General features: G+C 57.7%; 18 protein-coding genes and 3 pseudogenes. 7 read left to right on the top strand and 14 right to left on the bottom strand.

The annotated features are described in order from the left end of the window. The first annotated feature begins 320 nt into the window (after positions 1 to 320). Together F8N80_RS24195 and F8N80_RS24190 are read left to right on the top strand one after the other, a co-directional pair. Positions 321 to 869: a cupin domain-containing protein gene (locus F8N80_RS24195; protein WP_150747385.1), complete on the top strand. Its 549-nt coding sequence runs from the start codon at positions 321 to 323 to the stop codon at positions 867 to 869. Positions 870 to 1,012: 143 nt separating this feature from the next. Continuing rightward, positions 1,013 to 5,776 (top strand): DUF3320 domain-containing protein, encoded by a 4,764-nt coding sequence (locus F8N80_RS24190; RefSeq protein WP_150784843.1) that lies wholly within the window; start codon positions 1,013 to 1,015, stop codon positions 5,774 to 5,776. A gap of 214 nt (positions 5,777 to 5,990) precedes the next feature. On the opposite strand, the gene F8N80_RS24185 is transcribed toward F8N80_RS24190, so the two are convergent. The 3 genes and pseudogenes from F8N80_RS24185 to F8N80_RS24175 all read right to left on the bottom strand — a co-directional run. Beyond that, positions 5,991 to 6,725, bottom strand: coding sequence for a zeta toxin family protein (locus tag F8N80_RS24185; RefSeq protein WP_150747387.1), 735 nt, complete (start codon positions 6,723 to 6,725; stop codon positions 5,991 to 5,993). Next, complete coding sequence (locus F8N80_RS24180; RefSeq protein WP_224790755.1) at positions 6,712 to 7,074, bottom strand: hypothetical protein; 363 nt, start codon at positions 7,072 to 7,074, stop codon at positions 6,712 to 6,714. Before F8N80_RS24180 ends, F8N80_RS24185 begins: the two co-directional genes overlap by 14 nt. 206 nt (positions 7,075 to 7,280) lie before the next feature. Next, positions 7,281 to 7,567, bottom strand: a pseudogene (locus F8N80_RS24175) (fructose-bisphosphate aldolase); the annotation flags it as partial. A 546-nt stretch (positions 7,568 to 8,113) separates the two neighbouring features. Between F8N80_RS24175 and F8N80_RS24165 the strand changes: the two are divergent. Then, positions 8,114 to 8,289, top strand: a pseudogene (locus tag F8N80_RS24165) (cupin domain-containing protein); the annotation flags it as partial. Between the two features lie 79 nt (positions 8,290 to 8,368). Here the strand turns inward: F8N80_RS24165 and F8N80_RS24160 are convergent. The 9 genes and pseudogenes from F8N80_RS24160 to F8N80_RS24115 form a co-directional block, all read right to left on the bottom strand. Then, positions 8,369 to 9,259, bottom strand: a complete 891-nt coding sequence (locus F8N80_RS24160; RefSeq protein WP_150747389.1) for a class I SAM-dependent methyltransferase — start codon at positions 9,257 to 9,259, stop codon at positions 8,369 to 8,371. Positions 9,260 to 9,543: 284 nt separating this feature from the next. Next, positions 9,544 to 9,756, bottom strand: a pseudogene (locus tag F8N80_RS24155) (helix-turn-helix domain-containing transcriptional regulator); the annotation flags it as partial. Positions 9,757 to 9,923: 167 nt separating this feature from the next. Then, complete coding sequence (locus tag F8N80_RS24150) at positions 9,924 to 10,217, bottom strand: fructose-bisphosphate aldolase (RefSeq protein WP_150784841.1); 294 nt, start codon at positions 10,215 to 10,217, stop codon at positions 9,924 to 9,926. Between the two features lie 667 nt (positions 10,218 to 10,884). Further along, entirely contained in the window at positions 10,885 to 11,103 is a 219-nt protein-coding gene (locus F8N80_RS24145) for a PLD nuclease N-terminal domain-containing protein (protein ID WP_150784840.1), read from the bottom strand. A 185-nt stretch (positions 11,104 to 11,288) separates the two neighbouring features. Next, positions 11,289 to 12,704, bottom strand: a complete 1,416-nt coding sequence (locus F8N80_RS24140) for a purine-cytosine permease family protein (protein ID WP_150747392.1) — start codon at positions 12,702 to 12,704, stop codon at positions 11,289 to 11,291. 352 nt (positions 12,705 to 13,056) lie between these two features. Continuing rightward, on the bottom strand, positions 13,057 to 14,208 hold the full coding sequence (argE, locus tag F8N80_RS24130; RefSeq protein WP_150784839.1) for an acetylornithine deacetylase: 1,152 nt from the start codon (positions 14,206 to 14,208) through the stop codon (positions 13,057 to 13,059). Beyond that, a complete protein-coding gene (locus tag F8N80_RS24125) occupies positions 14,205 to 14,882 on the bottom strand; it encodes a DUF1028 domain-containing protein (protein WP_150747394.1) in 678 nt (225 codons plus the stop codon). The genes argE and F8N80_RS24125 overlap by 4 nt, the downstream gene beginning before the upstream one ends. Before the next feature lie 165 nt (positions 14,883 to 15,047). Further along, complete coding sequence (locus tag F8N80_RS24120) at positions 15,048 to 15,464, bottom strand: RidA family protein (protein ID WP_017338215.1); 417 nt, start codon at positions 15,462 to 15,464, stop codon at positions 15,048 to 15,050. Between the two features lie 19 nt (positions 15,465 to 15,483). Next, on the bottom strand, positions 15,484 to 16,794 hold the full coding sequence (locus F8N80_RS24115; protein WP_150784838.1) for a flavin-containing monooxygenase: 1,311 nt from the start codon (positions 16,792 to 16,794) through the stop codon (positions 15,484 to 15,486). A gap of 254 nt (positions 16,795 to 17,048) precedes the next feature. Between F8N80_RS24115 and F8N80_RS24110 the strand changes: the two genes are divergently transcribed. Beyond that, positions 17,049 to 17,471: an HD domain-containing protein gene (locus F8N80_RS24110; protein WP_150784837.1), complete on the top strand. Its 423-nt coding sequence runs from the start codon at positions 17,049 to 17,051 to the stop codon at positions 17,469 to 17,471. Positions 17,472 to 17,481: 10 nt separating this feature from the next. Here F8N80_RS24110 and F8N80_RS24105 read toward each other — a convergent pair whose 3' ends face one another. Then, positions 17,482 to 18,087 (bottom strand): hypothetical protein, encoded by a 606-nt coding sequence (locus F8N80_RS24105; RefSeq protein ID WP_224790758.1) that lies wholly within the window; start codon positions 18,085 to 18,087, stop codon positions 17,482 to 17,484. On the opposite strand from F8N80_RS24105, the gene F8N80_RS24100 reads away from it, so the two are divergent. The 3 genes from F8N80_RS24100 (at position 18,027) to F8N80_RS24090 (ending at position 21,730) form a co-directional block, all read left to right on the top strand. Beyond that, on the top strand, positions 18,027 to 18,362 hold the full coding sequence (locus F8N80_RS24100; protein WP_440131195.1) for a helix-turn-helix domain-containing protein: 336 nt from the start codon (positions 18,027 to 18,029) through the stop codon (positions 18,360 to 18,362). The genes F8N80_RS24105 and F8N80_RS24100 overlap by 61 nt on opposite strands. Before the next feature lie 633 nt (positions 18,363 to 18,995). Further along, complete coding sequence (locus F8N80_RS24095) at positions 18,996 to 20,207, top strand: M24 family metallopeptidase (RefSeq protein WP_150747397.1); 1,212 nt, start codon at positions 18,996 to 18,998, stop codon at positions 20,205 to 20,207. A 182-nt stretch (positions 20,208 to 20,389) separates the two neighbouring features. Next, on the top strand, positions 20,390 to 21,730 hold the full coding sequence (locus tag F8N80_RS24090) for an MFS transporter (RefSeq protein WP_150784836.1): 1,341 nt from the start codon (positions 20,390 to 20,392) through the stop codon (positions 21,728 to 21,730). A gap of 474 nt (positions 21,731 to 22,204) precedes the next feature. On the opposite strand, the gene F8N80_RS24075 is transcribed toward F8N80_RS24090, so the two are convergent. Then, complete coding sequence (locus F8N80_RS24075; protein ID WP_150747417.1) at positions 22,205 to 23,221, bottom strand: GlxA family transcriptional regulator; 1,017 nt, start codon at positions 23,219 to 23,221, stop codon at positions 22,205 to 22,207. Positions 23,222 to 23,247 lie beyond the last annotated feature (26 nt).

Here is a 23,247-nt window from a genome sequence, read left to right as displayed (position 1 = left end):
CCCCTGTAGGAGCTGGCCAGCGAAAGCGCCAGATCAGTCACCACCAACCTTGCCAGGCACCGCCATCACAACATGCCAATACCCGCCGCCCCCCCCCGTAGCCGCTGGCTCGCAGCGAAAGCGCCAGATCAGTCACCACCCACCAACCTCACCCAACCCGCCCGCCACCGCAAGCAACCTTGCTCCTACAGCAACCCCCCCAAACGTGATTTAATACCCGCCTTTCACATTTCCGGGACAGGGAAGCGGTACCTTCGCGGCCAAAAGTCGCCCGCCATCCACCCCCATAACCCTTAAGTATTTCTTCGCATAAGGCTGTCATGGACACGGGCTCACGACTCAAACTAGTACGCGAAAGCTACAAACTCTCCCAGCGCGAGCTGGCCCGGCGTAGCGGCGTCACCAATGCCACCATCTCCCTGATCGAACAGAATCGCGTCAGTCCCTCCGTCAGCTCCCTGAAAAAACTGCTCGAAGGCATACCGATGTCTCTGGCGGACTTCTTCACCTTCGACCAACCGCCCCGTGAACATCAATACGTCTTCCGCGCCAATGAACAGCCGGACCTTGGGCGTCATGGATTGCGGTTGCTGCTGATTGGCGCTTCGGTGCCGAGCCGGCAGATGCGCTTGTTGCGTGAGCAATACGCGCCTGGGGCGAGTTCGGGGGAAGAGCCGATTGTGCACTCGGAAGGAGAGGAGTGTGGGCTGGTTACCCGTGGCACAGTTGAGCTGACGGTGGATGGGCAAATTAGTGTGCTCAATGCCGGGGATGGGTACTACTTTCCGACGACGCTGGCGCATCGGTTTCGCAATATTGGGGCGGATGAGGCGGAGATTATTAGTGCGAATACGCCAGCAAACTTCTAATCAGTAAAATACTTCAGCGTTTCCCCTACAGTCACCAGTAGTCCGTTGTAGTGGCGATGTTCGTGATCCGAGCGTCTGCCGGTAACCCACGATAATCTGTTTTCCATCGTTTCCAGCCTCTACCACGTTTCAAGAGAGTCCTCATGAGTTCAGGGATCAGTCAAAAACTGCAGGGTAGCCGCAAGGAACTGCTCGATATCGGCCTTCGCAACACCATGCTGAACTTCCGAGCCTCAGCCAAGACATTGGCTGTGGTGGATGAGCTTTCAGAGTCGGTGTTCCACCTGCTTTATCGGCAGGAGAAGGCCATGAGTTTTTCGCCAATGGCACGCCAGAAGTTGGCTGCGTTGGCGAAAAACACTCAGGTCGAGGGGGAAGACGCTCAGGACGCTGCGACTGAGGAACTGCTGTTGCATGAACTCGACGCCCTGGGTGAATCGGGTTTTGTCGATGATGAGCTGGACGAGTCTGGTCGAGCGCGTCGGCATACGGATACGCGCCTGCAGACAGCACTGGATGAGGAACGCCTGTTCCTGCAGCTGCTGAGAATTCACAGTGAGGCGAGAGCCTTTATCGAAGAGCAAGGCGTCAATACCCTGTTTCTGGCATTGGGCTTCCTTCATTGGTACGAGGCGGACAGCTCAGAGACCCTTCGCAAGGCTCCCTTGATGTTATTGCCGGTGACCCTCGAACGCAGCGGCGCAAAGGACGCCTTCAAGCTGAAGTATTCCGGCGACGAGTTAATGCCTAACTTGTCTTTGATCGCCAAGCTCAAGACTGATTTTGGTCTGGACCTTGCGGCCTGTGAGTTCAGTGAGGATCGCTTCGACGCTACGCAGGGCAGTCTCGACAGCTTTTATACCGAAGTCACGGACCTGATAAGCAAGCAACCCCGCTGGAAGGTTTCAACAAACGAGGCTGCCCTCGGGTTCTTTTCCTTCGGCAAGTTCCTGATGTTCAAGGATCTGGACCCGAAGAGCTGGCCGCAAGACCAGCAGCCTGACGCCCACCCCGTCATCAACCGGCTCCTGGGGCCTGGCTTCGGTGACCAGCATCCTGCCTATGCCGAAGATGTGAACATCGACTCGGTGCTCCAACCAGGGGAAGTGCGATTCGTCAAAGATGCAGACAGTAGCCAGACGGAAGCGATTCTCGAAGTGCGAGAGGGCGCCAACCTGGTTATCCAGGGGCCGCCGGGTACCGGTAAGTCGCAGACCATCACCAACATCATCGCGGAACTGATTGCCCAGAAAAAAACAGTGTTGTTCGTGGCCGAAAAAATGGCTGCCCTTGAAGTCGTCAAGCGTCGACTCGATGAATGTCACTTGGGTGACGCAGTGCTTGAGTTGCACAGCCACAAGTCGACCAGGACGTCGGTGCTCAAAGAGCTGGGGCGTACACTTGAACAAGGCCGGCCATTAACTAAGGCCGGCGAGGACGATCTGGCCAACCTGGCGCAACTGCAAGGTAACTTGAACCGTTATTGCTCTGCAGTGAGTGCGCCTGTGGGTACCAGCGGCATGGACTTTGTCGAGGTGCTGGGGCGATACCTCAAACTCAAGCACAACTACGGTGTGTTGCCTACGATTGCGTTTGCGCCAATGGCGTCATGGACCCAGGCTGATCAGCTGAAACGCCGCGAACTGGTCGAAGAATTAACGCTTCATCTCAAGGAAATGGGCCGCCCGGACCAAAGTCCGTTCTGGGGAAGCACACGAACTTATTTCTCACCCATTGAACTGAACAATGCGAACGATGCATTGCAACAGGCAAGTGCGCACTTGGCCGCTTTGGACGCTGCGGCCAAGGCCCTGTCGATTCGAATGATGCTGACTCAGCCAGCCACTCTCGCTGACGTTGCTGTCATTTGCCGCGCCGCAAGGCGGGCGGTCGATGCGCCTGGTTTGCAAGGTGTTGAGCTGAGTACTGGCGACTGGCAGCTGCGCCGCGATGCCATTCGTGAATTGCTGGATGCCGGCCAGCGCATGAGCCTGTGCAAAGCCAGCCACGGTACTCAGTTGATCGAGGCCGCGTGGGAGCAGGATCTGTTGGAAGTGCGGCAGAATCTGCTGGCCTACGGTGACAAATGGTGGAAGGTGTTTTCGGGGCGCTATCGCGCTTCAAAGGCTCGCTTGCAGGGGCTTGCACAGGGTGTGCTGCCTGGCAGCAATGCTGAACAACTCAGTCTGGTCGATTCGGTTCTGGCCTATCAACAAAGCCAGAAGGTTTATGACCGACACGAGGGGCTGGGCAGTGCCCTGTTCGGTGCTCAATGGCAGCGTCAGCAGTCCGACTGGGCGGTACTCGAGCGCGTCAGCGCCTGGGTAGTCCAGCTCCACGAAGACCTCGGTAATGGCCATGTACCACAAGGGATCATTGCGTTTCTCGCCGGACACACGGACGCCAGTGGGCTTGGGGAAGCGGTCAGCGACATCGAGGCACATCTCGCTGGCCTTGATCAGGCATTACGGGTTGGTCTGGAAGTCATCGGTATGCAGGATGACCACGCCCAAACGCTGCGCAACCTGGATCTGTCGGCCTTGGGCAAGCGCTTGCAGCTGTGGCAGGCCAGCCTGAGCGAACTTTACCAAATGGCCCGTCTCAATGTGCTGTCGGGCGAAATGCATCAGGCTCACCTGGACGAGTTGTTGAACATCGCCCTGCGCAGTGAAACGCCCGATCAAATTCCCGCCATCCTCGACTTTTCCTGGTATTCGGGGCTTGTGCAAAAGGCCTACGCCGAAAAACCAGCGCTACAGCAATTTGATCGCATCAAGCACGAAAATCAGATCGCCAGATTCAAGGCACTTGATGCTGCGTCGTTGAACCATGCTCAAACCTATCTGGCGCGCCAGGTATGGGAGCACATGCCCAACGTGAACCAACCGGGTGAAATGGCAACGTTGCGTGCAGAGCTGAACAAGAAGCGCCGGCATATTCCTATTCGCCAGCTGATCGACAAGGCTGGTCGGGCTTTTCAGCAAATCAAGCCGGTATTCATGATGAGCCCTATGTCGATCGCCAACTTTTTGCCTCCGGGCAAGCTGGCATTCGACGTAGTGGTGTTTGACGAAGCTTCTCAAGTCAAGGCCGTCGATGCGTTTGGCGCGATATTGCGCGGCAAGCAAGTGGTGGTTGTGGGTGACACACGGCAGATGCCACCCAGCGATTTGTTCAGCCGCGACATCGCCCCTGATGACGAGAGCGACGCCACCGCAGACATCGAAAGCATCCTCAGTCTGTTCAAGGCGGCGGGTAGCCAGGAACGCTACCTGCGCTGGCACTACCGCAGCCGGCACGAATCACTTATCGCTGTCTCCAACGTCGAGTTCTACGACAGCAAGCTGGTGGTATTTCCCTCTGCTGGACAGCATCTCCACGCCAAGGGTGTGAGCTTCGATTATCTGCCACACGCACTGTACGACCGTGGTCGCACTCGCACCAACAAGGATGAAGCCAAAGCAGTCGCCCAAGCGGTGATGAAACATGCGTTGGAGACGCCGGAACTGTCCTTGGGCGTTGCCGCGTTCAGCGTCCCACAGCGAGATTTGATCAACGTTGAGGTCGAGTTACTGCGGCGTAAGACACCTCAGGCCGAAGTGTTTTTCACCGCACAGGGCAGCGAGCCGTTCTTTGTAAAAAACCTTGAAAACATTCAAGGAGACGAGCGCGACGTGATCTTCATCAGCATTGGTTATGGCCGAAATGAATCCGGCCGTATCGCCCGTGAATTTGGTCCGCTCAATAAAGATGGCGGGCATCGTCGGCTTAACGTTTTGATTACCCGGGCCAAATTGGCGATGCGTGTGTTTTGTAACTTCCGTGGCGATGAGCTGGATATCGATGCCACTGCCAAGCACGGCGTACGTGCCTTGAAAAACTTCCTCAAATACGCGGAAACGGGCGAGTTGGAAGTTGCTAAAGAAACTGGCAAGGCTACAGATTCTCCCTTTGAGGACGAGGTTATCCGCGCCTTGCGTGATCTTGGCTACCAGGTAGAACCGCAAGTCGGCACTGCCGGATACTTTATTGACCTCGCCGTGAAAGACCCCGAGTTCCCAGGCCGCTACGTTCTGGCTGTTGAGTGCGATGGCGCGGCCTACCATAGTTCGCGTTCCGCGCGTGATCGTGATCGGTTGCGCCAAGGTGTGCTTGAGGGCCTGGGATGGAATTTCCATCGTATCTGGAGTACCGATTGGTTCCGCGATCCCAAGCAGGAAATCAGCCGCACAGTGGCGGCGATCGAAGCGGCGCGCGAACGTATAGCCAACCGTCGTAACGTCAAGGTTGCAGAGACTTTGATCGAGCCCCTGCATGAAATTCTCCGGGATGACACTGTTGATGAAGTCGAGCCGGTCGCCAGTGCGCCTTATGAGAAAGCGCGGCTCGCTGCGGTAACCAACCAGGTGGAACTGCATCAACATCAGCCTGAACACTTGCTGCAGCTGATCCGAACAGTCGTTGATGTTGAATCTCCAGTGCATTCGGTCGAGGTCACCCGACGACTCATGGATGCGTTCGGGGTGACACGGCAAGGGTCAAGGATCACTGCCGCTGTTGAACAAGCCATTGGTATCGGCATTAAACAGAGGCACTTCTTGCGTCGCGGCAAGTTTCTTCATTTGGCCGATAATCGCCCCGTTATCATCCGCAGCCGAGCGCACTGGGAGTCTTCCGAGCGCAAGTTGGAGTGGGTCGCGCCTGAAGAGCTCGACCAGGCCCTGACAGAAATCATCACCTCGGGATTTTCAATGAGTCATGACGATGCGATTTCTGGTGCCCTTAGACTGCTTGGCTTTGGTCGCGCCACTGCCAAGGTCACAGCGCTATTGGAAGAAAGAATTGGGCAATTGATCAGTGAGAGGCGGTTGGAGTTGAGAGAGGGCCGATTGGTGGTGTGTGCCTGATCTGGGATGCCGTTGCAACGGACCGGCTGGCGCCTGGTGGAACCAAGGCGAGAGGGATCGGGGCAGTAGTTAGGGTGGCAATAGTGGCGGGACGCGTGGTTGTTAGTTTGTTGCGCGATAGGCCACTAGTTGTTCTGTTGAAAAACGATGCCCAGGTCGCGAGACATGGGCATTATTTTTCCCATTTTGCATGAGTGCTTCGTTTCCTAAGTTCTTAAGTAGTTTCGACTTTATCGACATAAGACTCGAAGAACCAATCCGGAATTTCGTCCGTGCGAAACTCAAGGCTTACCCCATCGGTAATCTCCGCCAGAAGAACCGTACTGTCGGCGGAGTTATCGAAGACGTACGCCCGGTTGCTGACTGCAATGGCGTCCGGCAGAAGGCCCAGAGACTTGTAATACCGTTCGCGCACTTTTTCAGGTGCAACGGGATGTCCACCTTCGCGTACTCTGATTTCTACGCGGTCTATGTTGATTGCCGGGTTTTCAGTCGAAACGAAGTAAAGGTATACCCGATAACCGCGAGCTTGGGCCTCTCTCATGAAGTCGACCTTGCTGCGATGTGACATAACCGTCTCGAAAGTAAAACTCACGCCTTTTTCCAGCAGGCGTTGGCGAAGGAAGTCCGATATCACGGAGGCCAGATAGGAATTGACATCGACTTTTCGGTAGTCAACCTTGGTGCCCAGCAATCCAATCTGCTCGGCTTGACCGCTAAGCCCTCTGTTTCTGATCAGATAGTGTTCGGCATGGAACGTGCGCAACTCGGATAATGTCGTGGTGACTTCAAAGATAGCCAAGTCGATGAACCCGGTAGCTTTTGCTTGCTTCTCGAGATCATCGGCATTCAGGTACGTCTTGATAAGGGCGGGATCCATTTCTCCCTTGATGGTGCTCTTGCCCGACCCATTCGGTCCCGCAAATATTCGAAACCTAGGCACGACCAGCAGCCGTTTGATCTTCGATACGGCGCACTGTGATCACCTCGCCTACTTTGACTTTTCGGCGCGGCTTTGCTTTGGCTACAACCGTCTTGCTGCCGTCAAGTGACATCCGTACCAAATCGCCAGAATCGACACGCAGTACGCTATCGCTCATCAACAGTGCGCGAGCGTATGCCGTTTTGGTAGCTATTTCAGCGAGATCAGGTACCCGGCGCTCCAGCGCGTCCATTTCCTCATCCGAAAGCTTTTTGGTTTCTGCAGTCATCGAGATTCTCCGCTTGAGCGAGCGCTCTGGTGCTTCATGCCCGGATAATACCGCAGTAACCGGGCTTTCGAACGTCATCAGGTCCATATCAACTTCCTCGGTAGTGTACGCCTTGAATACTTGGCACAGGGACAGATTTTCCAATATGGAAATGGGTTTTGCTTGTGCCCGAAAGGTATCTGTAACGATCCCTTGAATCCTGTTCACTGAAAAGCGAATGACCATTACGGCATGTGTTCAAGTGACAAAAAACCGCAGCAACGCGTGTAGCTGCGGTTTAAAACGGGTGAGTTCCCCCTGGGTGTCTCAAACCCACGCTGCTCAATCACTCGAAATACATCGCTCACATCCTGGACCATGATCCGGGCGATGTTGGTGACGTGTTGATGTCGTTTTCGGCATAGTCGGGGAGGCTGGTGCAGGCCATCAGATGCAGGTATTGGAGGACGGCGTTGAGGCGTTCGCTGACGCAGTTGTGGAGATCGCGGAGCGGGGCGTCGCTGTCAATGAGCAGGACGGGGTAGTCAGTGGCGAATTGAGAGATGGGGGTGAAGCGGCGGGGCGGATTGTTCATTATCATAAGTAAATCTTCCTCGTATCTGAAAGAAGAGCTACTGCCGTTCGCTGCGAAACGAATTGGGTGGTAGCTGTGTGCGGGTTCGCAGACCGAGGATACGAGGAACCCGGCAGACCCGAAGGTCTCCCACACACAGCCACCATAAAGCGGATTCCGGGCGCTGTTGCGACCGTCATTCAGATTATGGTGCTGGGTTCTACACGTATCTTAAGGGCTGCGAAACCCCATCGCCGACAGATGTCAGCGACGGTGCGAATATAGGCGTCCATTTTGGAGTCTACAACCGGGCTGTAGGACGCCTGGGCGGGCATTTTGGCAAGGCGGATTGCCACTTTCCGGGGGTGGCATCGTTAGAATCGCAGCAAACCGGGTGGTGCGGAGCGCCTAGGGAAATGGGGGGCAGGGATTGGGTCGGCTTCGCCGCCCAGCGGGAGCAAGCTCCCTCGCCACAAGGGGTAAATTCCTACACGATTTTCGGACGTCAAGATCAAGAAATCGCAGCTTTCGGCAGAACCTATGCCGATGGGATGTTGGCTGCTGACTTGGGCGATGATTGGCGCTTTGGTACCGAGTCGCAGATGTGCTTGTTGCGCGAGCAGTACGCGTCGGGGACGAGTTCGGGGGGAGAGCCGATTGTGCATTCGGAAGGGGAGGAGTATGGGCTCGTTACCCGTGGCACTGTTGAGCTGACTATTGATGGGCAGATCAGTGTGCTGAATGCCGGGGGATCTACTTCAGTAAATAGATCCGTCACGAAATGGCACTTGGTTCTCGTCTTACAGGCGTAGTTCGATCGCTTAGTGATCAAGCTTTGGTCATCTTGAGATAAATCACATTGCGGTAGGGATCATAGTAAAGATAGGAGCTAGCTACTCGTGCGTTCGGAATCAGCCTGCGCATGTCATCTTTGGTTCTCAGGATCAGCTGCCAATTCATGAAGGCATCCATGTACCCACGCCCCCAATTATCTGGAGTGAAATTGGCGATAAGAACTGTGCCTCCAGAGGCGGCTCGGTCGAGGAGAATGTTGCTCAGCGCAATGGCGGACTTATCGGAGAGATAGTCGAACAAACCAGCAGAGTAGACGAGGTCAAAGCCTTGTAAACTCTGATCATCGGCGAGGTTTTTAGCGCTCATGCATAGTGGTGTGATGTTCAAGTTATCGCTGATAACGTTGATGCTTTCAGCGTCTTGATCCAAGGCGAGAAAACGCTTGAGCTTGTTACGGGTTTCACTTTTCAACAACAGGTACTCGCGGCAGTGGCCGCACGCAACGCTCAGTACAGAGAAATTGCTTCGACGCAGGGCCTCAGCGTCAATCAGACTGGCTATGTGCTCACGTCTCCAGCGAACACTTGCACCGTTGGGGCTGGCCGTTACGGCCAAGAAAATTCGTTTGCCTTGCTCACTGCAATCGATGGGAGGCTTCTGAAAATACACGTAGTCCATCATTACCGCATCGCCCGAATAGCCGCGGGGTTTCTCAATGGCTCGGCGGGTATAGGGGTCTTCCTGGAGCAGTGTGGCCAGAGGGTGGTTCTTGCAGGCAGCCAGAACCTGAGTAGACCAATCACTGTCAGACAGCTTCAAACGGTATTCAGTCAACCCCTCTGACAACGAGGTAACGCCTAGATGGATATCGCCATGCTCAATTTCTCGAAGGCAAACACCTAGAAATTCTTCAATGGCTAACATGGGAGGTCTCGATTTATTAATCCACATTTTCCTAGCGTCACACTTTATTTCATTTGAACTAGACCAAAACTTAAGCAAGTGATCTGGAGTTCGATTGTTCACCAGGAAAATAACGTGCGCACCTGTAATTTCTGACAGTTAACTATAAGAATAGGGAATATAAAGTCGGTCCTTTACTTCGTTTATCCTTAAAATTTGCTCACAACTCCTGGGGAGTTTCAAATCCACGCTGCTCAACCACCCGCAACACATCGCTCACATCCGCACTTTGTAAAGGCTCTCTCGGCTTCCTGGGCGACTTTGTTCACCCCTTTAGCTTTTGAAACTTCGCCCAGTGCATGAACCAGCGCCGTGTCACCGGCCTTCATACTTTCAGCAATGTAAGCAGCCATTATTTCCGGGCTGTCGAGAAAATGGGAAGCTTCGTGACGACTTGAGCCAGAAGTGTCGAGGTTGAGGATCGGCATATCCTCGGGATTGAATGTAGTTTCTCTCATGTCATTTACCTGTCAGGGTATCGAGGATCTTTTTAGCTCGCGCTTCCAGTGAGCATCGTGTCGTCGGCCGTCCCGGTGTGCACAAAGTACTCGAGGTTTGACCTAGGTAAGGAGTTATGTGGTAACGAAAACCCGCATCGACGCGGGTTTTTTTGATTGGGATTCGGTCACTGACCTTTGGAAGTATCAAACCCGCGCTGCTCAATCACCCGAAACAAATCGCTCACATCCTGGACCATGATCCGGGCGATGTTGGTGACGGTGTTGATGTCTTTTTCGGCGTAGTTGGGGAGGCTGGTGCAGGCCATGAGGTGCAGATATTGGAGGACCGCGTTGAGGCGTTCGCTGACGCAGTTGTGAAGTTCGCGGAGTGGGGCGTCGCTGTCGATGAGGAGGACGGGGTAGCTCGTGGCGAGTTGGGACATTGGAGTGAAGCGGCGAGGCGGGTTGTTCGTAGACATAAGGATGAGCTCTTCAAAGGCTTATGAAGCCACCTTTCTGCTGCGAAACAATTGGGTGGCAGCTATGTGCGGGTTCGCAGACCGGAGAAGAGACGAAACCGGCAGATCCGAGGATCTCCCACACACAGCCGCCATAAAACGTAACGGCGGCAAAGTTTGCCACAGTTGTCCTTTAGCGGTGTGTCGTCTTCTTCAGGGCTGCGAAACCCTATCGCTGACTGCGGTCAGCGACGGGTCGAATATAGGCGTCGATTTTGGTGCCTGCAAACGGGGTTGTAGGACGTAAATTCGGGTTCTGTTGTGGATGGCGAAGACGGTGTATGGCTGATCAGCTGTCGTGAATTCAACGGTTGTTTAGTGTCAGGCGGACCCCACGTGCTGAAATTGCTGCTGCGAAGCCGTACGGAGGCTTTGCCAGCTGCTGCAGGGGGTGGGGGTGTTTAAAAGTTTGGTGGGTTTGGGGCAGCTTCGCTGCCCAACGGGGGCAAGCCCCCTCGCCACAAAGGGTAAATTCCTACACGATTTTCGGAAGGCAAGATCCAAATTTAGCGGCTTCCAATAGCCCTGTGCGGAACGGGATAGCCAAAAACAACAAAGCCCCGAATCATCGGGGCTTTGTCGTTTTGAATTGTGCAGTTTCAAAATCGTTTTCGCGGACCATCCGCCATCATTGTCTGGCCTGCGGTGAATGGGGATTGTGTTCGGTGTGTTTCGGTCCCGCCAATGCCCACGCCACCACCCCAATCAGCGGCACGAACACGATCATCACTATCCACAACAGTTTGTTGCTCGATTTGCCTTCGGCTTTGCGCACTCTGTTGATTGCCCATAGCTCGATCAGCAAAAGAATTGCTGTCAGCACGATCCAGATTGTTTCGATTTGCATTGGTCACCCTCCAGATAGTCTTTGCGTTAGGTGGGTGGGGGTGGGCAGGGTTCATTAAATTTTGCGGTTTTGTGGGTGAGACGTAAGCGGGGTTGCTCGCGATGGGGGCTGTCAGCTGAATCAATTTTGGCTGACAGGGCCTCTTCGCGAGCAAGCCCGCTCCCACAGGGGGATTGGGGGGTTAGTTAGATCGAGTTGGCCAGTTTTCCGGTTGAGAGGCGGCGTTTGTAGGCGGTGTCGCGGTTGGCTAGCCAGTAGTAGAGCGGGGAGGTGATGAGCAGGCCTACTAGCCAGGACAAGTCCGCGCCGTTGATGTGTTCGGAGATCGGGCCGACGTACAGCGGCGTGTTCATGAAGGGGATCTGCACCACGATGCCGATTGCGTAGGCCAACAGTGCTTGTGGGTTGTACCGTCCATAAATCCCGCCATCGACCTTGAAAATCGAGTTGATGTCGTACTTGCCTTTGTGAATCGCATAGAAGTCGATCAGGTTGATCGCGGTCCACGGCACCAGTACCACCAGCAGCACCAGCACCATGTCGACGAAGTGGCCGATGAAGTTGGCGGAGGCGCCGACGGCGGCGAAGCAGCAGGCGGCGAGGATGATGATCGAGAGGATCGCGCGGCTTTTGGCGGTGGGGATCCAGCGGTAGGCGAAGGTCTGGATCAGGGTGATCAGTGACAGCACGGCGCCGTAGAGGTTGAGGGCGTTGTGACTGATGACGCTGAGCAGGAACAGCACCAGCATCAAGGGACCGATGGAGCCGGTGGCGAGTTTGACGGCGTCCATGGTGTCCATGCCCACGGGTGTGGCGAGGACGGCGACGGCGCCGAAGATGAACGAGAGGCTGGAGCCGAGCACGGTGCCGAGATAAGTCGTCCAGAAGGTTGCGGCCACGGGCACGTTGGCCGGCAGGTAGCGCGAGTAGTCGGAGACGTAGGGGGCGAAGGCGATTTGCCAGAGTGCGGCGAGGGACACGGTGGCCAGCCAGCCGGAAATGTTGAAGCTGCCGCGGGTGAGGAAGTCGGCGGTCTGCACGTGGGTGAAGATGTAGCCGAAGCCGAGCACGATGCCGGCGCCGAGGACCCAGGTGCCGATGCGGTTGAGCACGTGGATGAAGCGGTAGCCGATGATGCCGATGATGCCGGAACCGAGGGCGCCGATGACGATGCCCACGGGCACCGGCACGCTGTCGACCACGCCGTGCAGGGATTTGCCGGCGAGGACGATGTTGGAGGCGAAGAAGCCGATGTACATGATGCCGGCGATCAGCACCACCAGCAGCGCGCCGAGGGAGCCGAACTGGGCGCGGCTCTGGATCATTTGCGGGATGCCCATCTGCGGGCCTTGCGCCGAGTGCAGGGCCATGAGCACGCCGCCGACCAGGTGGCCGACGAGGATGGCGACGATGCCCCAGACCAGGTTGAGGTGGAACATCTGCACGCCGAGGGCGCCGGTGACGATGGGCAGCGGGGCGATGTTGCCGCCGAACCAGAGGGTGAACAGGTCGCGGGTTTTGCCGTGGCGATCTTCGGGCGGCACGTAGCCGATGGTGTGTTTTTCGATCAGTGGGGCGCAGGTTGTTGCTGTGGTAACCATGACGGACTCCAAGGCAATTTGAGTACGTGGACGTACTTCGGTGAGCGTTGCGTGGGCGACGCTTTTCTTGTTGGAGTTGATGATGTGCGGTGGGCGGGAAGAGATAAATTAGTAAGTTTGTTGGTATAGACGTTAAAAAATGTAGGTCGTTTGGGGGTGGGTGGATGGATGGTTTTCCAGCCTCCACGCGGGGGCGGACGGGCCTGAATGCCAGTCATTGGATGGGTGCAAAACCTGTGGGAGCGAGCTTGCTCGCGATGGCGGATTGGCAGTCAACAAAGATGTTGAATGTTAGTCCGTCTTCGCGAGCAAGCTCGCTCCCACAGGGATTTTTGGGTGTTCAAAATTTTTGTTATTCGCTGATCAATAACAGCATCCGTTGCAGCATGGCGTCGCAGGCGGTGAGTTGTTCGAGGCTGACGAATTCGTCGGGTTTGTGGCCCTGATCCATGCTGCCAGGGCCGCAGACGACGGTGGGAATGCCTGCGGCGTCGAATAGACCGCCCTCGGTGCCGAACGCCACTGTGCCAAACTCCCGGGAACCGGAAAATGCCGCAATCAACTCAGCGGCTTCGCTGCGCGCATCCGTCGCCAGACCGGGATACGCTGACAACTCGCTGAAGCGAATTTCACTCTGCTCACTCACGGCACGCATGCGCGGTAATACCTGCTGCTCCGCGTAGGCCTTCAGTTCCTGCGCTACCTCATTCGGATCATGGGAGGGCAGGGCGCGGATTTCGAAGTCGAAGCGGCAATCGGCGGGGACGATGTTCAAGGCTTTGCCCCCGGAAATCACCCCGGTTTGCACGGTGCTGAACGGTGGATCGAAGCGGGCGTCGTGATGCGCCGGCGCTTTGAGCCGGTCGCCGATTCGTCCCAGTTCACCGATCAGTTCGGCGGCGTATTCAATCGCATTGACCCCAAGCGGGGCATACGCGGAATGACAGGCTGCACCGTGAATATCACAGCGCATCGCCAGTTTGCCCTTATGGCCGAGCACCGGTTTCAGTTCGGTCGGTTCACCAATGATGCAGAGCATCGGTTTGACGGGGCGCTTGTCCAACTCCGACAGCAGCGAGCGCACGCCAAGGCAGCCGACTTCTTCATCGTAGGACAACGCGATGTGCACCGGCAGCCGCAGCGTGGCGTTCACCAAAGACGGGACCAGGGCCAGCACGCAAGCGATGTAGCCTTTCATGTCCGCCGTGCCGCGTCCGTACAACCTGCCGTCGCGCTCGGTGAGTTCGAACGGCGCAACGGTCCACTGCTGGCCGTCGACGGGCACCACATCGGTATGGCCCGACAGCACGATGCCCGGCCGATCTGCCGGGCCAATGGTGGCGAACAGGTTGGCCTTGCTGCGCTGCTCGTTGTAAACCAGTTCGCAAGGTACGTCGAAACCTGCGAGGTAGTCGCGGACGAACTCGATGAGGTGCAGGTTGGATTCGCGGCTGGTGGTGTCGAACGCCACCAGGGTTTGCAGCAAATCGCGGCTGCTGCTCATCGGTCGTCTCCGGCGACGCCGTAGCCGGGGGATTTGTCGGGGGCGAGGGCGCGGTCGATGTAGTCCTGGACCTGGGGGCGATAGGCGTCCCACAATTTCTCGAGCTGGCCGATTGGGTTGTCGTCCACCCAATCGACCCGCAGGTTGATGATCGGCCAGGTCAGTTCGCCGACCACCACCAGCGCCGCCGAATGCACCGGACCGGCTTCGCCACCGGCGGCAATGGCGGCTTTCATGGCGGCGAGCAAGCGGTCGGCCAATTGACCTTCGCCGTGTTCAAACGCTTCGACCATGGCTTCGATGACTGCACGGTCCGCGAGCATGTTGCCGGCGGCCACGCATTGCTCGCCGGATACGGCGTTGTGGTTGCCCAGGGTTTCGCTGCCGCTGAAGTGGGCGGTGCGGCCGAGGTGGTCGATGGCGGTGAGCTGGCGGTATTGGCTGTAGCCGTTGCGGGTCAGGACCTTGTCGAGGGCCTCGAAGGGCGCCAGGCCTTGTTCCATGAGGGCGAGGGTTTCCGGGCCGAGGGAGGGCAGGGTGATGTTTTGTGTGGAGACGGCACCGACACCCGGCAGCAGCCAGGGGCAGCGGGCGCCGACGGCGATGCTGGAGGAACTGATGGCGATGCCGAACTGGCCGGTGTCGGGGCAGCGGGCGGCGATGGAGAAGGTCATGGGGTTTGCTCCTTGGTTTGCCTGGGCAAATGAGGTGTCTGGGCGGGCGTCTTCGCGAGCAAGCCCGCTCCCACATTTGATCTGCGTCGTACACTAATCGGTGCCCACTGGAGATCTAGTGTGGGAGCGGGCTTGCTCGCGAAGGCCGCGCCTCGGTAATCCTGCTTACTCCGGAATCACCGCAATCACATCAATCTCCATCAACCACTGCGGCTGCCCCAACGCCGACACCACCAACCCGGTCGAAATCGGAAACACCCCCTTGAGCCACTTGCCCACTTCCTGATACACCGGCTCGCGATACCGCGGATCGATCAGGTAGGTGGTGGTTTTCACAATGTGGCTGAGGTCACTGCCAGCTTCTTCCAGCAGCTGCTTGACGTTACGCATGGCCTGCTCGGCTTGCGCCCGCGGATCACCCAGGCCGACCAGCCTGCCTTCGAAATCGGTCCCGACCTGGCCGCGAACATAGACGGTGTTACCGGCGCGCACGGCCTGGCACAGGTCATTGTCCAGGCTCTGGTTCGGGTAGGTTTCCTTGGTGTTGAACATGCGAATACGGGTATGGGTTGGCGTGGACATCTGAAGCTCCTGAAAAGTCTTAAGCACTGACAGTGGTTTTATGGGCGACCGGGACGGATTCAGCCTCGCGCTGCAAGGGGTCGCGGTATTCAAGGTATGAGCGCTGGATGGCGATGTGATCAGCCACATACTTGGCGTCATGCCAAACGCCCCAGATGAACGAGGAACCGCGACGGGACTGCCACGGCAGGCCGAGGAAATACACCCCAGGCTCGCTCGACACACCGCGCTGATGCTGCGGCTTGCCGTTGTCGTCGAAGGCGTCGACCTTCAACCAGCTGTAGTCGGTGGCAAATCCGGTGGCCCAGATGATCGAGGTCACGCCGGCCTTGGCCAGGTCGAGTTCCAGAATGGGCTGAGTCACGCATTCCGGATTCGGGTAGGTGTGGCGCGCTTCCGGTTCTTGCGGCAGGTCCAGGCCATTGCGTTCGATGTAGGCATCGGCGGCATCGAGCAGCGCCAGGTAGTTCTCATCGCCACGCGCCAGGTTCTCGGCCAGATTCGCCTGGAAAGTCGCCACGGTGCCATTGAACGCTTGGGTCAGGCCCACCAGCGTCATGCCGCGATGGGCCAGGCCGCGAAAGTCCACGGTGCGGCCGCCATGGGCGCCACTCACCGCGATGGTCACGTGTTCCCGGCCCGGTTTCATCGCCGCCTGATCCCATTCGCCGAGCACACCCAGCCACCAGCAGAAATCCCGGTTGCGATAGGCACGAGGAGGGCGGTCGTGGGCGCCGACCGAGAGGTAGACTTTCTTGCCGGCACGCTGCAATTCATCGGCGATCTGCACACCGGACGAACCCGCGCCGACCACCAGCACAGCACCTTCGGGCAGTTGCGCCGGATTGCGGTAGTCGGCGGAGTGAATCTGCAGGAAGGGCTGATCCTTGGGCGCGATCGGCGGAATCACCGGCCGCTGGAAAGGCCCGGTGGCGGCCACGACACGGTTGGCCTCGATCACGCCGTCGGAGGTTTCAATGGTGAAGCCCGGGCGACCGACATTGCGCTCGACCTTCTTCACGTCGACGCCGGTGCGGATCGGAGCCTTGAACTTCTTCGCATAGGCTTCGAAATAATCGGCTACCCGCTCTTTCGGGGCAAAGCCGTCGGGGCTCAGATCGTCAAACTCAAGGCCGGGAAAACGGTCGTGCCAGGCCGGCCCGTTGGCCACCAGCGAATCCCAGCGCCCAGTGCGCCAGCGCTCGGCGATACGGCTGCGCTCCAGCACCAGGTGCGGTACGCCGAGTTTGCTCAGGTGTTCACTCATGGCCACGCCAGCCTGACCGGCGCCAACAATCAGCGTATCTGTTTTTATTTTTTCGGTGGTCATCTCTATACCCTTCGAAGTTGGATTTAGGTCGCTAACGGCCTGCCATTTCTTGGGCTCAAGACTAGGGATCACTCAGGTTTCGGTAAAATATTATTAAGCTGGCATTTGAGTATAAATAACTGATGCAGAGATATTGTCGCCTCGGCGCTTGAGGAAGGCTTTGTGGTGCTCAAGCCCTGAGTCAAACTGATCAAGTCGGGAAGGGCTCAAGCCGCCTCTACTTCATTCAGGCATTCAAACCGGGGAACCGCGAGATGACTCAAACACTGGAACGCGCCATTGCCATCGCTGCCAACGCCCATGAAGGGCAAGTCGACAAGGGCGGATCGCCTTATATCCTGCATCCGCTGAAAGTCATGCTGCGGGTCAGCACCCTGGAAGAACGCATCGTTGCGGTGCTGCATGACGTGGTCGAAGACTGCGGCATCAGTCTGGATGACCTGCGCAAGGAAGGCTTCAGCGAAACGGTGCTGGAGGCTATCGCGTCGGTGACCAAAGTGCCGGGCGAGTCCTATGAGGCATTCGTCGAACGCGCGGCGCTGAACCCGATTGGCCGCGTAGTCAAACTGGCGGACCTTGAAGAGAATAGCGATTTATCGCGGATTGAACAGCCGTCCTGGGACGATCTGGAGCGCGTTGAAAAGTATCGGCGGGCGATTGGCGTATTGCGCTCGTAACATCACAGCCTTACAAGGCGTGCTTGGCCAGAGTCGCCTTGAGCGCCTCGGTGACCAGAGCGATCAGGATGGGTTTGGAGTTCGCCTGCATCTCGCCACCGATAGCGGATTGCTGTGCTTTCACTTTCCCCATGTATTTCGAGGCGCGACCTTCAGCCGCGAGCGAGGACAACTCTTTTGCAGAGAATGACTTTCCATAGGCCTGCGCAAGATTCTCGTCCCAGTCAGGCTGGTACTGCGGCAGCAATGCGTTGATCTGCTCAGTTATGGCACTGCTTGCTCCGGAGCTTCCCAGCTTTGAAGCGATCATCGCGTAGGTGACCGTTCTCTGCGCTGCCAATAGTGCAAGGGCACGGAGATTACTGCCCATGTGTGCCTTGGCGACGAGCGTGCGAGCGGCATCAAGAGAGGGTGTATCAGCCGACACCGGGCTTGCCAGCGCAAAAAACACGGTCAAGGCGAGAGCAGCAAAACAAATCCTTTTCACAGTTTGACTCCATGGGAGGGTTCGCCGCGGTTCGGCAGGCTTGCGCACGATAATGTCGATTATTGGCGATGACTGCCACTGATGGTGAAGCATCCGTTCAGCTTCGAACCGCTCCCGATAGCCTGCCATCTGCAAGTCTGAGGTGTTCGCCGTCTCGGCATTATCTGGAGTTGCGCTTGCAGCGGGCGCGTCAGTTACTGCAGGCCGGTGAGCTATCGATGGTGGAGGTTGTCCACGAGTGCGGGTTTGTCTCGCTGCAGCATTTTGCTCGCTGCTATCGCCAGTATTTCGGCGCGCATCCGCGGGAGGATGTGGGTGGGAAATTGCGCGCGATAGCGGGGTGTCAGTCGGCCTCTATTTTGAATGTGCCGGCCTCTTCGCTGGCAAGCCAGCTCCTACAGTAGATTTTCATTGGACACAGGTTTTGTGCTCGACACTGATCCCCTGTAGGAGGCCGCCCAGCCTGCCAAGAGGCTGCGCTTTCGCGCAGAGAACATGCCGATAAATCGGCAAATAATTTATCTTAAAAATCAATGAGATAAATTTTGTTCTATGAGAGCTGGCTTGTCGGATCGCCGCAGCGCAGCGAAAGCGGTTGAACATTCACCACCAATGTCTGCTGAACCACCGCCTTCGCGGGTAGGCTCGCTCCAATGAACTGGCGTCGAGCCTTGATCCTGCGATCGACACAGCACCCTGTGGGCTTGCCCGCGAAGGCGGACTTATATTCAACAATGATGCCGGGGCGGATGGCCTCTTCGCGGGCAAGCCCGCTCCCACAGGGTGCTGTGTCGATCACAAGTCCATGGCTCAACCCCAATCGATGTGGGAGCGTGAAGCTCTGAACCAATGCCTCCGTCCGACGGGGGCATTGTTGTTTTTGGCGGATGAGTTGGAGGGGCGCTTGCCAAAGAGCGGATCTGACCAACTACAGGTCGGATTCGCGCAAAAAACCTCGCTTTGCATCTGTTCGAATGATCTTCAGCGGCCCGCCAGAGTGGCGCCTTCTGTTGCAATCACTGACAAGGATAAATGACATGCAAATGCCGAAAACCATCCAGATCAAGAATGGCGAAAAAGTGACTCCGACCTTCTCGGCTCAGGAATATGCCAATCGCCAGGCCAAATTGCGGGCTTACCTGGCGCAAAACGATATTGACGCAGCGGTCTTCACCTCGTATCACAACATCAACTACTACAGTGATTTCCTGTATTGCTCCTTTGGCCGTCAGTACGCACTGGTGGTGACCCAGGACAGCGCCGTCACCATCAGCGCCAACATCGATGGCGGCCAGCCTTGGCGCCGGACCGTCGGCACGGAAAACATCGTCTATACCGACTGGCAGCGTGACAACTACTTCGTCGCGATTCAGCAAGCCTTGCCCAAGGCCGGGCGGATCGGAATCGAATTCGACCACCTGAACCTGCTCAATCGCGACAAGCTCGCCAGCCGTTATCCCCAGGCCGAACTGGTGGACGTCGCGGCACCCTGCATGCGCATGCGCATGATCAAGTCCGCCGAAGAGCACGCGATCATTCGCCACGGCGCCCGCGTAGCGGACATCGGTGGCGCGGCCATCGTCGAAGCCTTGCGTGACCAGGTGCCGGAATATGAAGTGGCCCTGCATGCGACCCAGGCGATGGTGCGCGAAATTGCCCGCACCTTCCCCGACTCCGAACTGATGGACACCTGGACCTGGTTCCAGTCCGGCATCAACACCGACGGCGCGCACAACCCGGTGACTTCGCGCAAGGTCAACAAGGGCGACATCCTCAGCCTCAATTGCTTCCCGATGATCGCCGGCTACTACACCGCGCTGGAACGCACCCTGTTCCTGGATCACTGTTCCGACGAGCATCTGCGCTTGTGGGAGGTCAACGTCAAGGTGCATGAGGCCGGTCTGAAACTGATCAAGCCGGGCATGCGCTGCTGCGATATCGCGCTGCAACTGAACGAGATTTTCCTGGAGCACGATCTGCTGCAATACCGCACCTTCGGCTACGGCCACTCGTTCGGCACGCTGAGCCATTACTACGGCCGCGAAGCCGGGCTGGAACTGCGCGAAGACATCGACACGGTGCTGGAGCCGGGGATGGTGGTGTCCATCGAGCCGATGATCATGCTGCCCGAAGGCCTGCCGGGTGCCGGTGGTTATCGCGAGCACGACATCCTGATCGTCAACGAGCTGGGCGGGGAAAACATCACCCATTTTCCGTATGGTCCGGAACACAACATCATCAAGAAATAAGACCGCGCGTCGCGCAGTGAAGCTGTGCGGCGTTTTTTTTGCAACTGATGCATACGCGCTCCAGAACGCGCAGCATCTACAGATCCATAACCCTGCCAAGTAAAACAATAGAGGGGTTTTGCCATGATCCATGTCCCGACTTTCCATCCCGATCACCGCACCTCAACCACCGGAGGTGCGCAATGAGCACCCAAAGCGCAAGTCTGACGTCCCCCCTGGAACAGCAACGTGAGCTGACCTCCGAGCGCAAGGCCTTGCGCCGCGCGGCCAGTGCCAGCTTCATGGGCAACTTCGTCGAGTGGTTCGACTATGCGGCCTATGGTTACCTGGCAACGGTCATCGCCCTGACGTTTTTTCCGCAGACCGACAAGGCGACGGCGCTGCTGGCGACCTTCGCGGTGTTCGCGCTGTCGTTTATCGTGCGCCCGCTGGGGGGACTGGTCTGGGGGCACTTTGGTGACAAGTATGGGCGGCGCAGTGCGTTATCCTGGTCGATTCTGATCATGTCGGTGTCGACCTTCTGCATCGGCATTCTGCCCAGCTACAACCATATCGGCCTGTGGGCGCCTGCCTTGTTGTTGCTGATCCGCCTGTTCCAGGGCTTTTCCGCTTCCGGCGAATACGCCGGGGCGTCGGCCTTTCTCGCCGAGTACGCCCCCGAGGGCAAGCGCGGTTTGTACACCAGCATCGTTCCGGCGAGTACCGCGGCCGGCCTGCTGTTCGGCGCAGTGTTCGTGGCCGGTCTGCATGCCTGGATGAGTGTCGAGGATTTGCACAGCTGGGGCTGGCGCCTGCCGTTTCTGTTGGCGGCACCGTTCGGCCTGGTGGGGCGTTATATCCGCATGAGTCTGCAAGACACACCCAAATTCCTGGAGATGGAAAAACGCCTGGAAGCCAAGGAGTGCGCGACCCATGCACCGGTTCGCGAATTGCTGACCGTGCACCGGCGCAGCGTGATGATAGGGATCGGCGTGACCTGCCTGAACGCGGTGGCCTTCTATCTGTTGCTCAGCTACATGCCCACCTACCTGTCCACCGAAATGGGCATGAGCGAGAGCGATTCGTTCATGGCGTCGACGGTGTCGCTGGCGACCTATATCGGGTTGATTTTCCTGATGGGCAAGCTGTCGGACCGCTTTGGCCGCAAGACCATGCTGCTGACCGCTTCGGTATTGTTCCTGGCGCTGACATTCCCGCTGTTCGGCATGCTGGAGAACCAGCCGCTGATGGTGATTCTGATGATCCAGATCGCCTTCGGCGCGATCCTGGCGATGAACGACGGCACCTTGCCGTGTTTCCTCGCCGAGATCTTCCCGACCCGGGTGCGCTTCAGTGGTTTTGCTTTCAGCTTCAATATCGCCAATGCGGTGTTCGGCGGTACCGCGCCGTTTATCGCGACCTGGCTGATCCAGCTGACCGGCAACAAAATGGCCCCGGCCTGGTATCTGCTGGCGGCAGCGGCGGTGGCGCTGGTTGCGATGCTGGCGAGTCGCGAAACGGCGCATAAGGCTTTGCAGGACTGAGTCGCACTGCCAACAGTGAACACGGCTTGCCTGCGATGGCGATCTCACGGACGCCTTCGCGAGCAAGCCCCACAGTGGATTGGTGTCGGGCCGAGGTCTTGTGTACGACACTGCACCCTGTGGGAGCGGGCTTGCCCGCGAAGAGGCCATTCCAGCCGACATCAATGTTGAATGTCAGTCCGTCTTCGCGAGCAAGCCCGCTCCCACAGTGGATTGGTGTCGGGCCGAGGTCTTGTGTACGACACTGCACCCTGTGGGAGCGGGCTTGCCCGCGAAGAGGCCATTCCAGCCGCCATCAATGTTGAATGTCAGTCCGTCTTCGCGAGCAAGCCCGCTCCCACAGTGGATTGGTGTCGGGCCGAGGTCTTGTGTACAACACTGCACCCTGTGGGAGCGGGCTTGCCCGCGAAGAGGCCATTCCAGCCGACATCAATATTGAATACCGACCCACCATCGCAAACCCGCCCCACCCAATCAATGCACCGCAGCCACTTGCTTGCGCTCACCAATGGGCGATACGCCGAAAAACCGGCTGTAGCATTTGGAGAAGTGCGCCGGGGACACAAAGCCGCATGCCAGGGCGATATCGCGCACTTGCGACTCGCTGCGCAGCAGCAATTGCCGCGCCCGTGACAGACGCAGTTCCAGGTAGTACTGGCTCGGCGTGCGTTGCAGGTGCTTGTGAAACAGGCGCTCCAGTTGCCGCACTGACACCTCGTTCAACCGCGCCAACTCTTCAAGGCCCACCGGTTCCTCAAGATTGGCCTCCATGATCGCTACCATCTGGCTGAGCTTGGGTTGCGAAGTGCCCAGTTTCTGCCGCAACGGCACACGCTGTTGCTCCTTCGCGCCCCGTACCCGGTCACACAGCAGCAACTCGGCCGCATGGGCGGCGATGTCCCGTCCGCCCGGTTCGCGGGCGATCAACTGCAGGGTCATGTCCATTGAGGCCACGCCGCCGGAGCAGGTGTAGCGGTCGCGATCGAGTTCGAACAGCTGGTTGGAAATGATGATCCCCGGGAAACGCTCCTTCAGCGCTTCGATGTCTTCCCAATGAATGGTGCAGCGATAGCCCTTGAGCAGATCGGCACGTGCCAGCAAGTGACTTCCCGTGCAAATCCCGCCGAGCGGCACCTGATCGTGCGCCAGCTTGCGCAGCCAATTGAGCAGGGGTCGACTGCTGTGGTTGGAAACGATCGGGTTGGATCCGACCACGAACAGGATGTCGAGCTTGGGTGCATCGGTGATGGCGTAGTCGGGCAGGATTCGCATGCCGTTGCTGGCCGTGACCGGGTCCAGGCTGGCGGCGATGATGACCGTGCGAAACATCGGTTCACGCGCCGCCATATTGGCCATGCGCAGGGTCTCCACGGCGGAGGCGAAGCCGATGGTGGTGAAGTTGGGGATGACCAGAAAACCCACGGTTTTCACCGGCCGTCGTTCATTTGCCGAACGTCCCGCGGCGGGTTTCGCCACCTGGAGTTTCGCCATCATTACCGCTCCTCGACTGCAAAAGT

The sequence above is a fragment of the Pseudomonas fluorescens genome, from assembly GCF_902497995.1.
GTDB classification, from domain to species: Bacteria; Pseudomonadota; Gammaproteobacteria; order Pseudomonadales; family Pseudomonadaceae; genus Aquipseudomonas; species Aquipseudomonas fluorescens_BK.
This window is presented reverse-complemented; position numbering and strand designations above follow the sequence as displayed.

Excerpts from the sequence above, each read along its gene's own strand:
- F8N80_RS24160 (WP_150747389.1), bottom strand. The coding sequence starts at position 9,259 with ATGTTAGCCATTGAAGAATTTCTAGGTGTTTGCCTTCGAGAAATTGAG.
- F8N80_RS24150 (WP_150784841.1), bottom strand. The coding sequence starts at position 10,217 with ATGTCTACGAACAACCCGCCTCGCCGCTTCACTCCAATGTCCCAACTC.
- F8N80_RS24140 (WP_150747392.1), bottom strand. The coding sequence starts at position 12,704 with ATGGTTACCACAGCAACAACCTGCGCCCCACTGATCGAAAAACACACC.
- F8N80_RS24095 (WP_150747397.1), top strand. The coding sequence starts at position 18,996 with ATGCAAATGCCGAAAACCATCCAGATCAAGAATGGCGAAAAAGTGACT.
- F8N80_RS24075 (WP_150747417.1), bottom strand. The coding sequence starts at position 23,221 with ATGGCGAAACTCCAGGTGGCGAAACCCGCCGCGGGACGTTCGGCAAAT.
- F8N80_RS24125 (WP_150747394.1), bottom strand. The coding sequence starts at position 14,882 with ATGACCTTCTCCATCGCCGCCCGCTGCCCCGACACCGGCCAGTTCGGC.
- F8N80_RS24090 (WP_150784836.1), top strand. The coding sequence starts at position 20,390 with ATGAGCACCCAAAGCGCAAGTCTGACGTCCCCCCTGGAACAGCAACGT.
- F8N80_RS24105 (WP_224790758.1), bottom strand. The coding sequence starts at position 18,087 with ATGGCAGGCTATCGGGAGCGGTTCGAAGCTGAACGGATGCTTCACCAT.
- F8N80_RS24180 (WP_224790755.1), bottom strand. The coding sequence starts at position 7,074 with ATGGACCTGATGACGTTCGAAAGCCCGGTTACTGCGGTATTATCCGGG.
- F8N80_RS24110 (WP_150784837.1), top strand. The coding sequence starts at position 17,049 with ATGACTCAAACACTGGAACGCGCCATTGCCATCGCTGCCAACGCCCAT.
- F8N80_RS24190 (WP_150784843.1), top strand. The coding sequence starts at position 1,013 with ATGAGTTCAGGGATCAGTCAAAAACTGCAGGGTAGCCGCAAGGAACTG.
- F8N80_RS24120 (WP_017338215.1), bottom strand. The coding sequence starts at position 15,464 with ATGTCCACGCCAACCCATACCCGTATTCGCATGTTCAACACCAAGGAA.
- F8N80_RS24115 (WP_150784838.1), bottom strand. The coding sequence starts at position 16,794 with ATGACCACCGAAAAAATAAAAACAGATACGCTGATTGTTGGCGCCGGT.
- F8N80_RS24100 (WP_440131195.1), top strand. The coding sequence starts at position 18,027 with ATGACTGCCACTGATGGTGAAGCATCCGTTCAGCTTCGAACCGCTCCC.
- argE (WP_150784839.1), bottom strand. The coding sequence starts at position 14,208 with ATGAGCAGCAGCCGCGATTTGCTGCAAACCCTGGTGGCGTTCGACACC.
- F8N80_RS24145 (WP_150784840.1), bottom strand. The coding sequence starts at position 11,103 with ATGCAAATCGAAACAATCTGGATCGTGCTGACAGCAATTCTTTTGCTG.
- F8N80_RS24195 (WP_150747385.1), top strand. The coding sequence starts at position 321 with ATGGACACGGGCTCACGACTCAAACTAGTACGCGAAAGCTACAAACTC.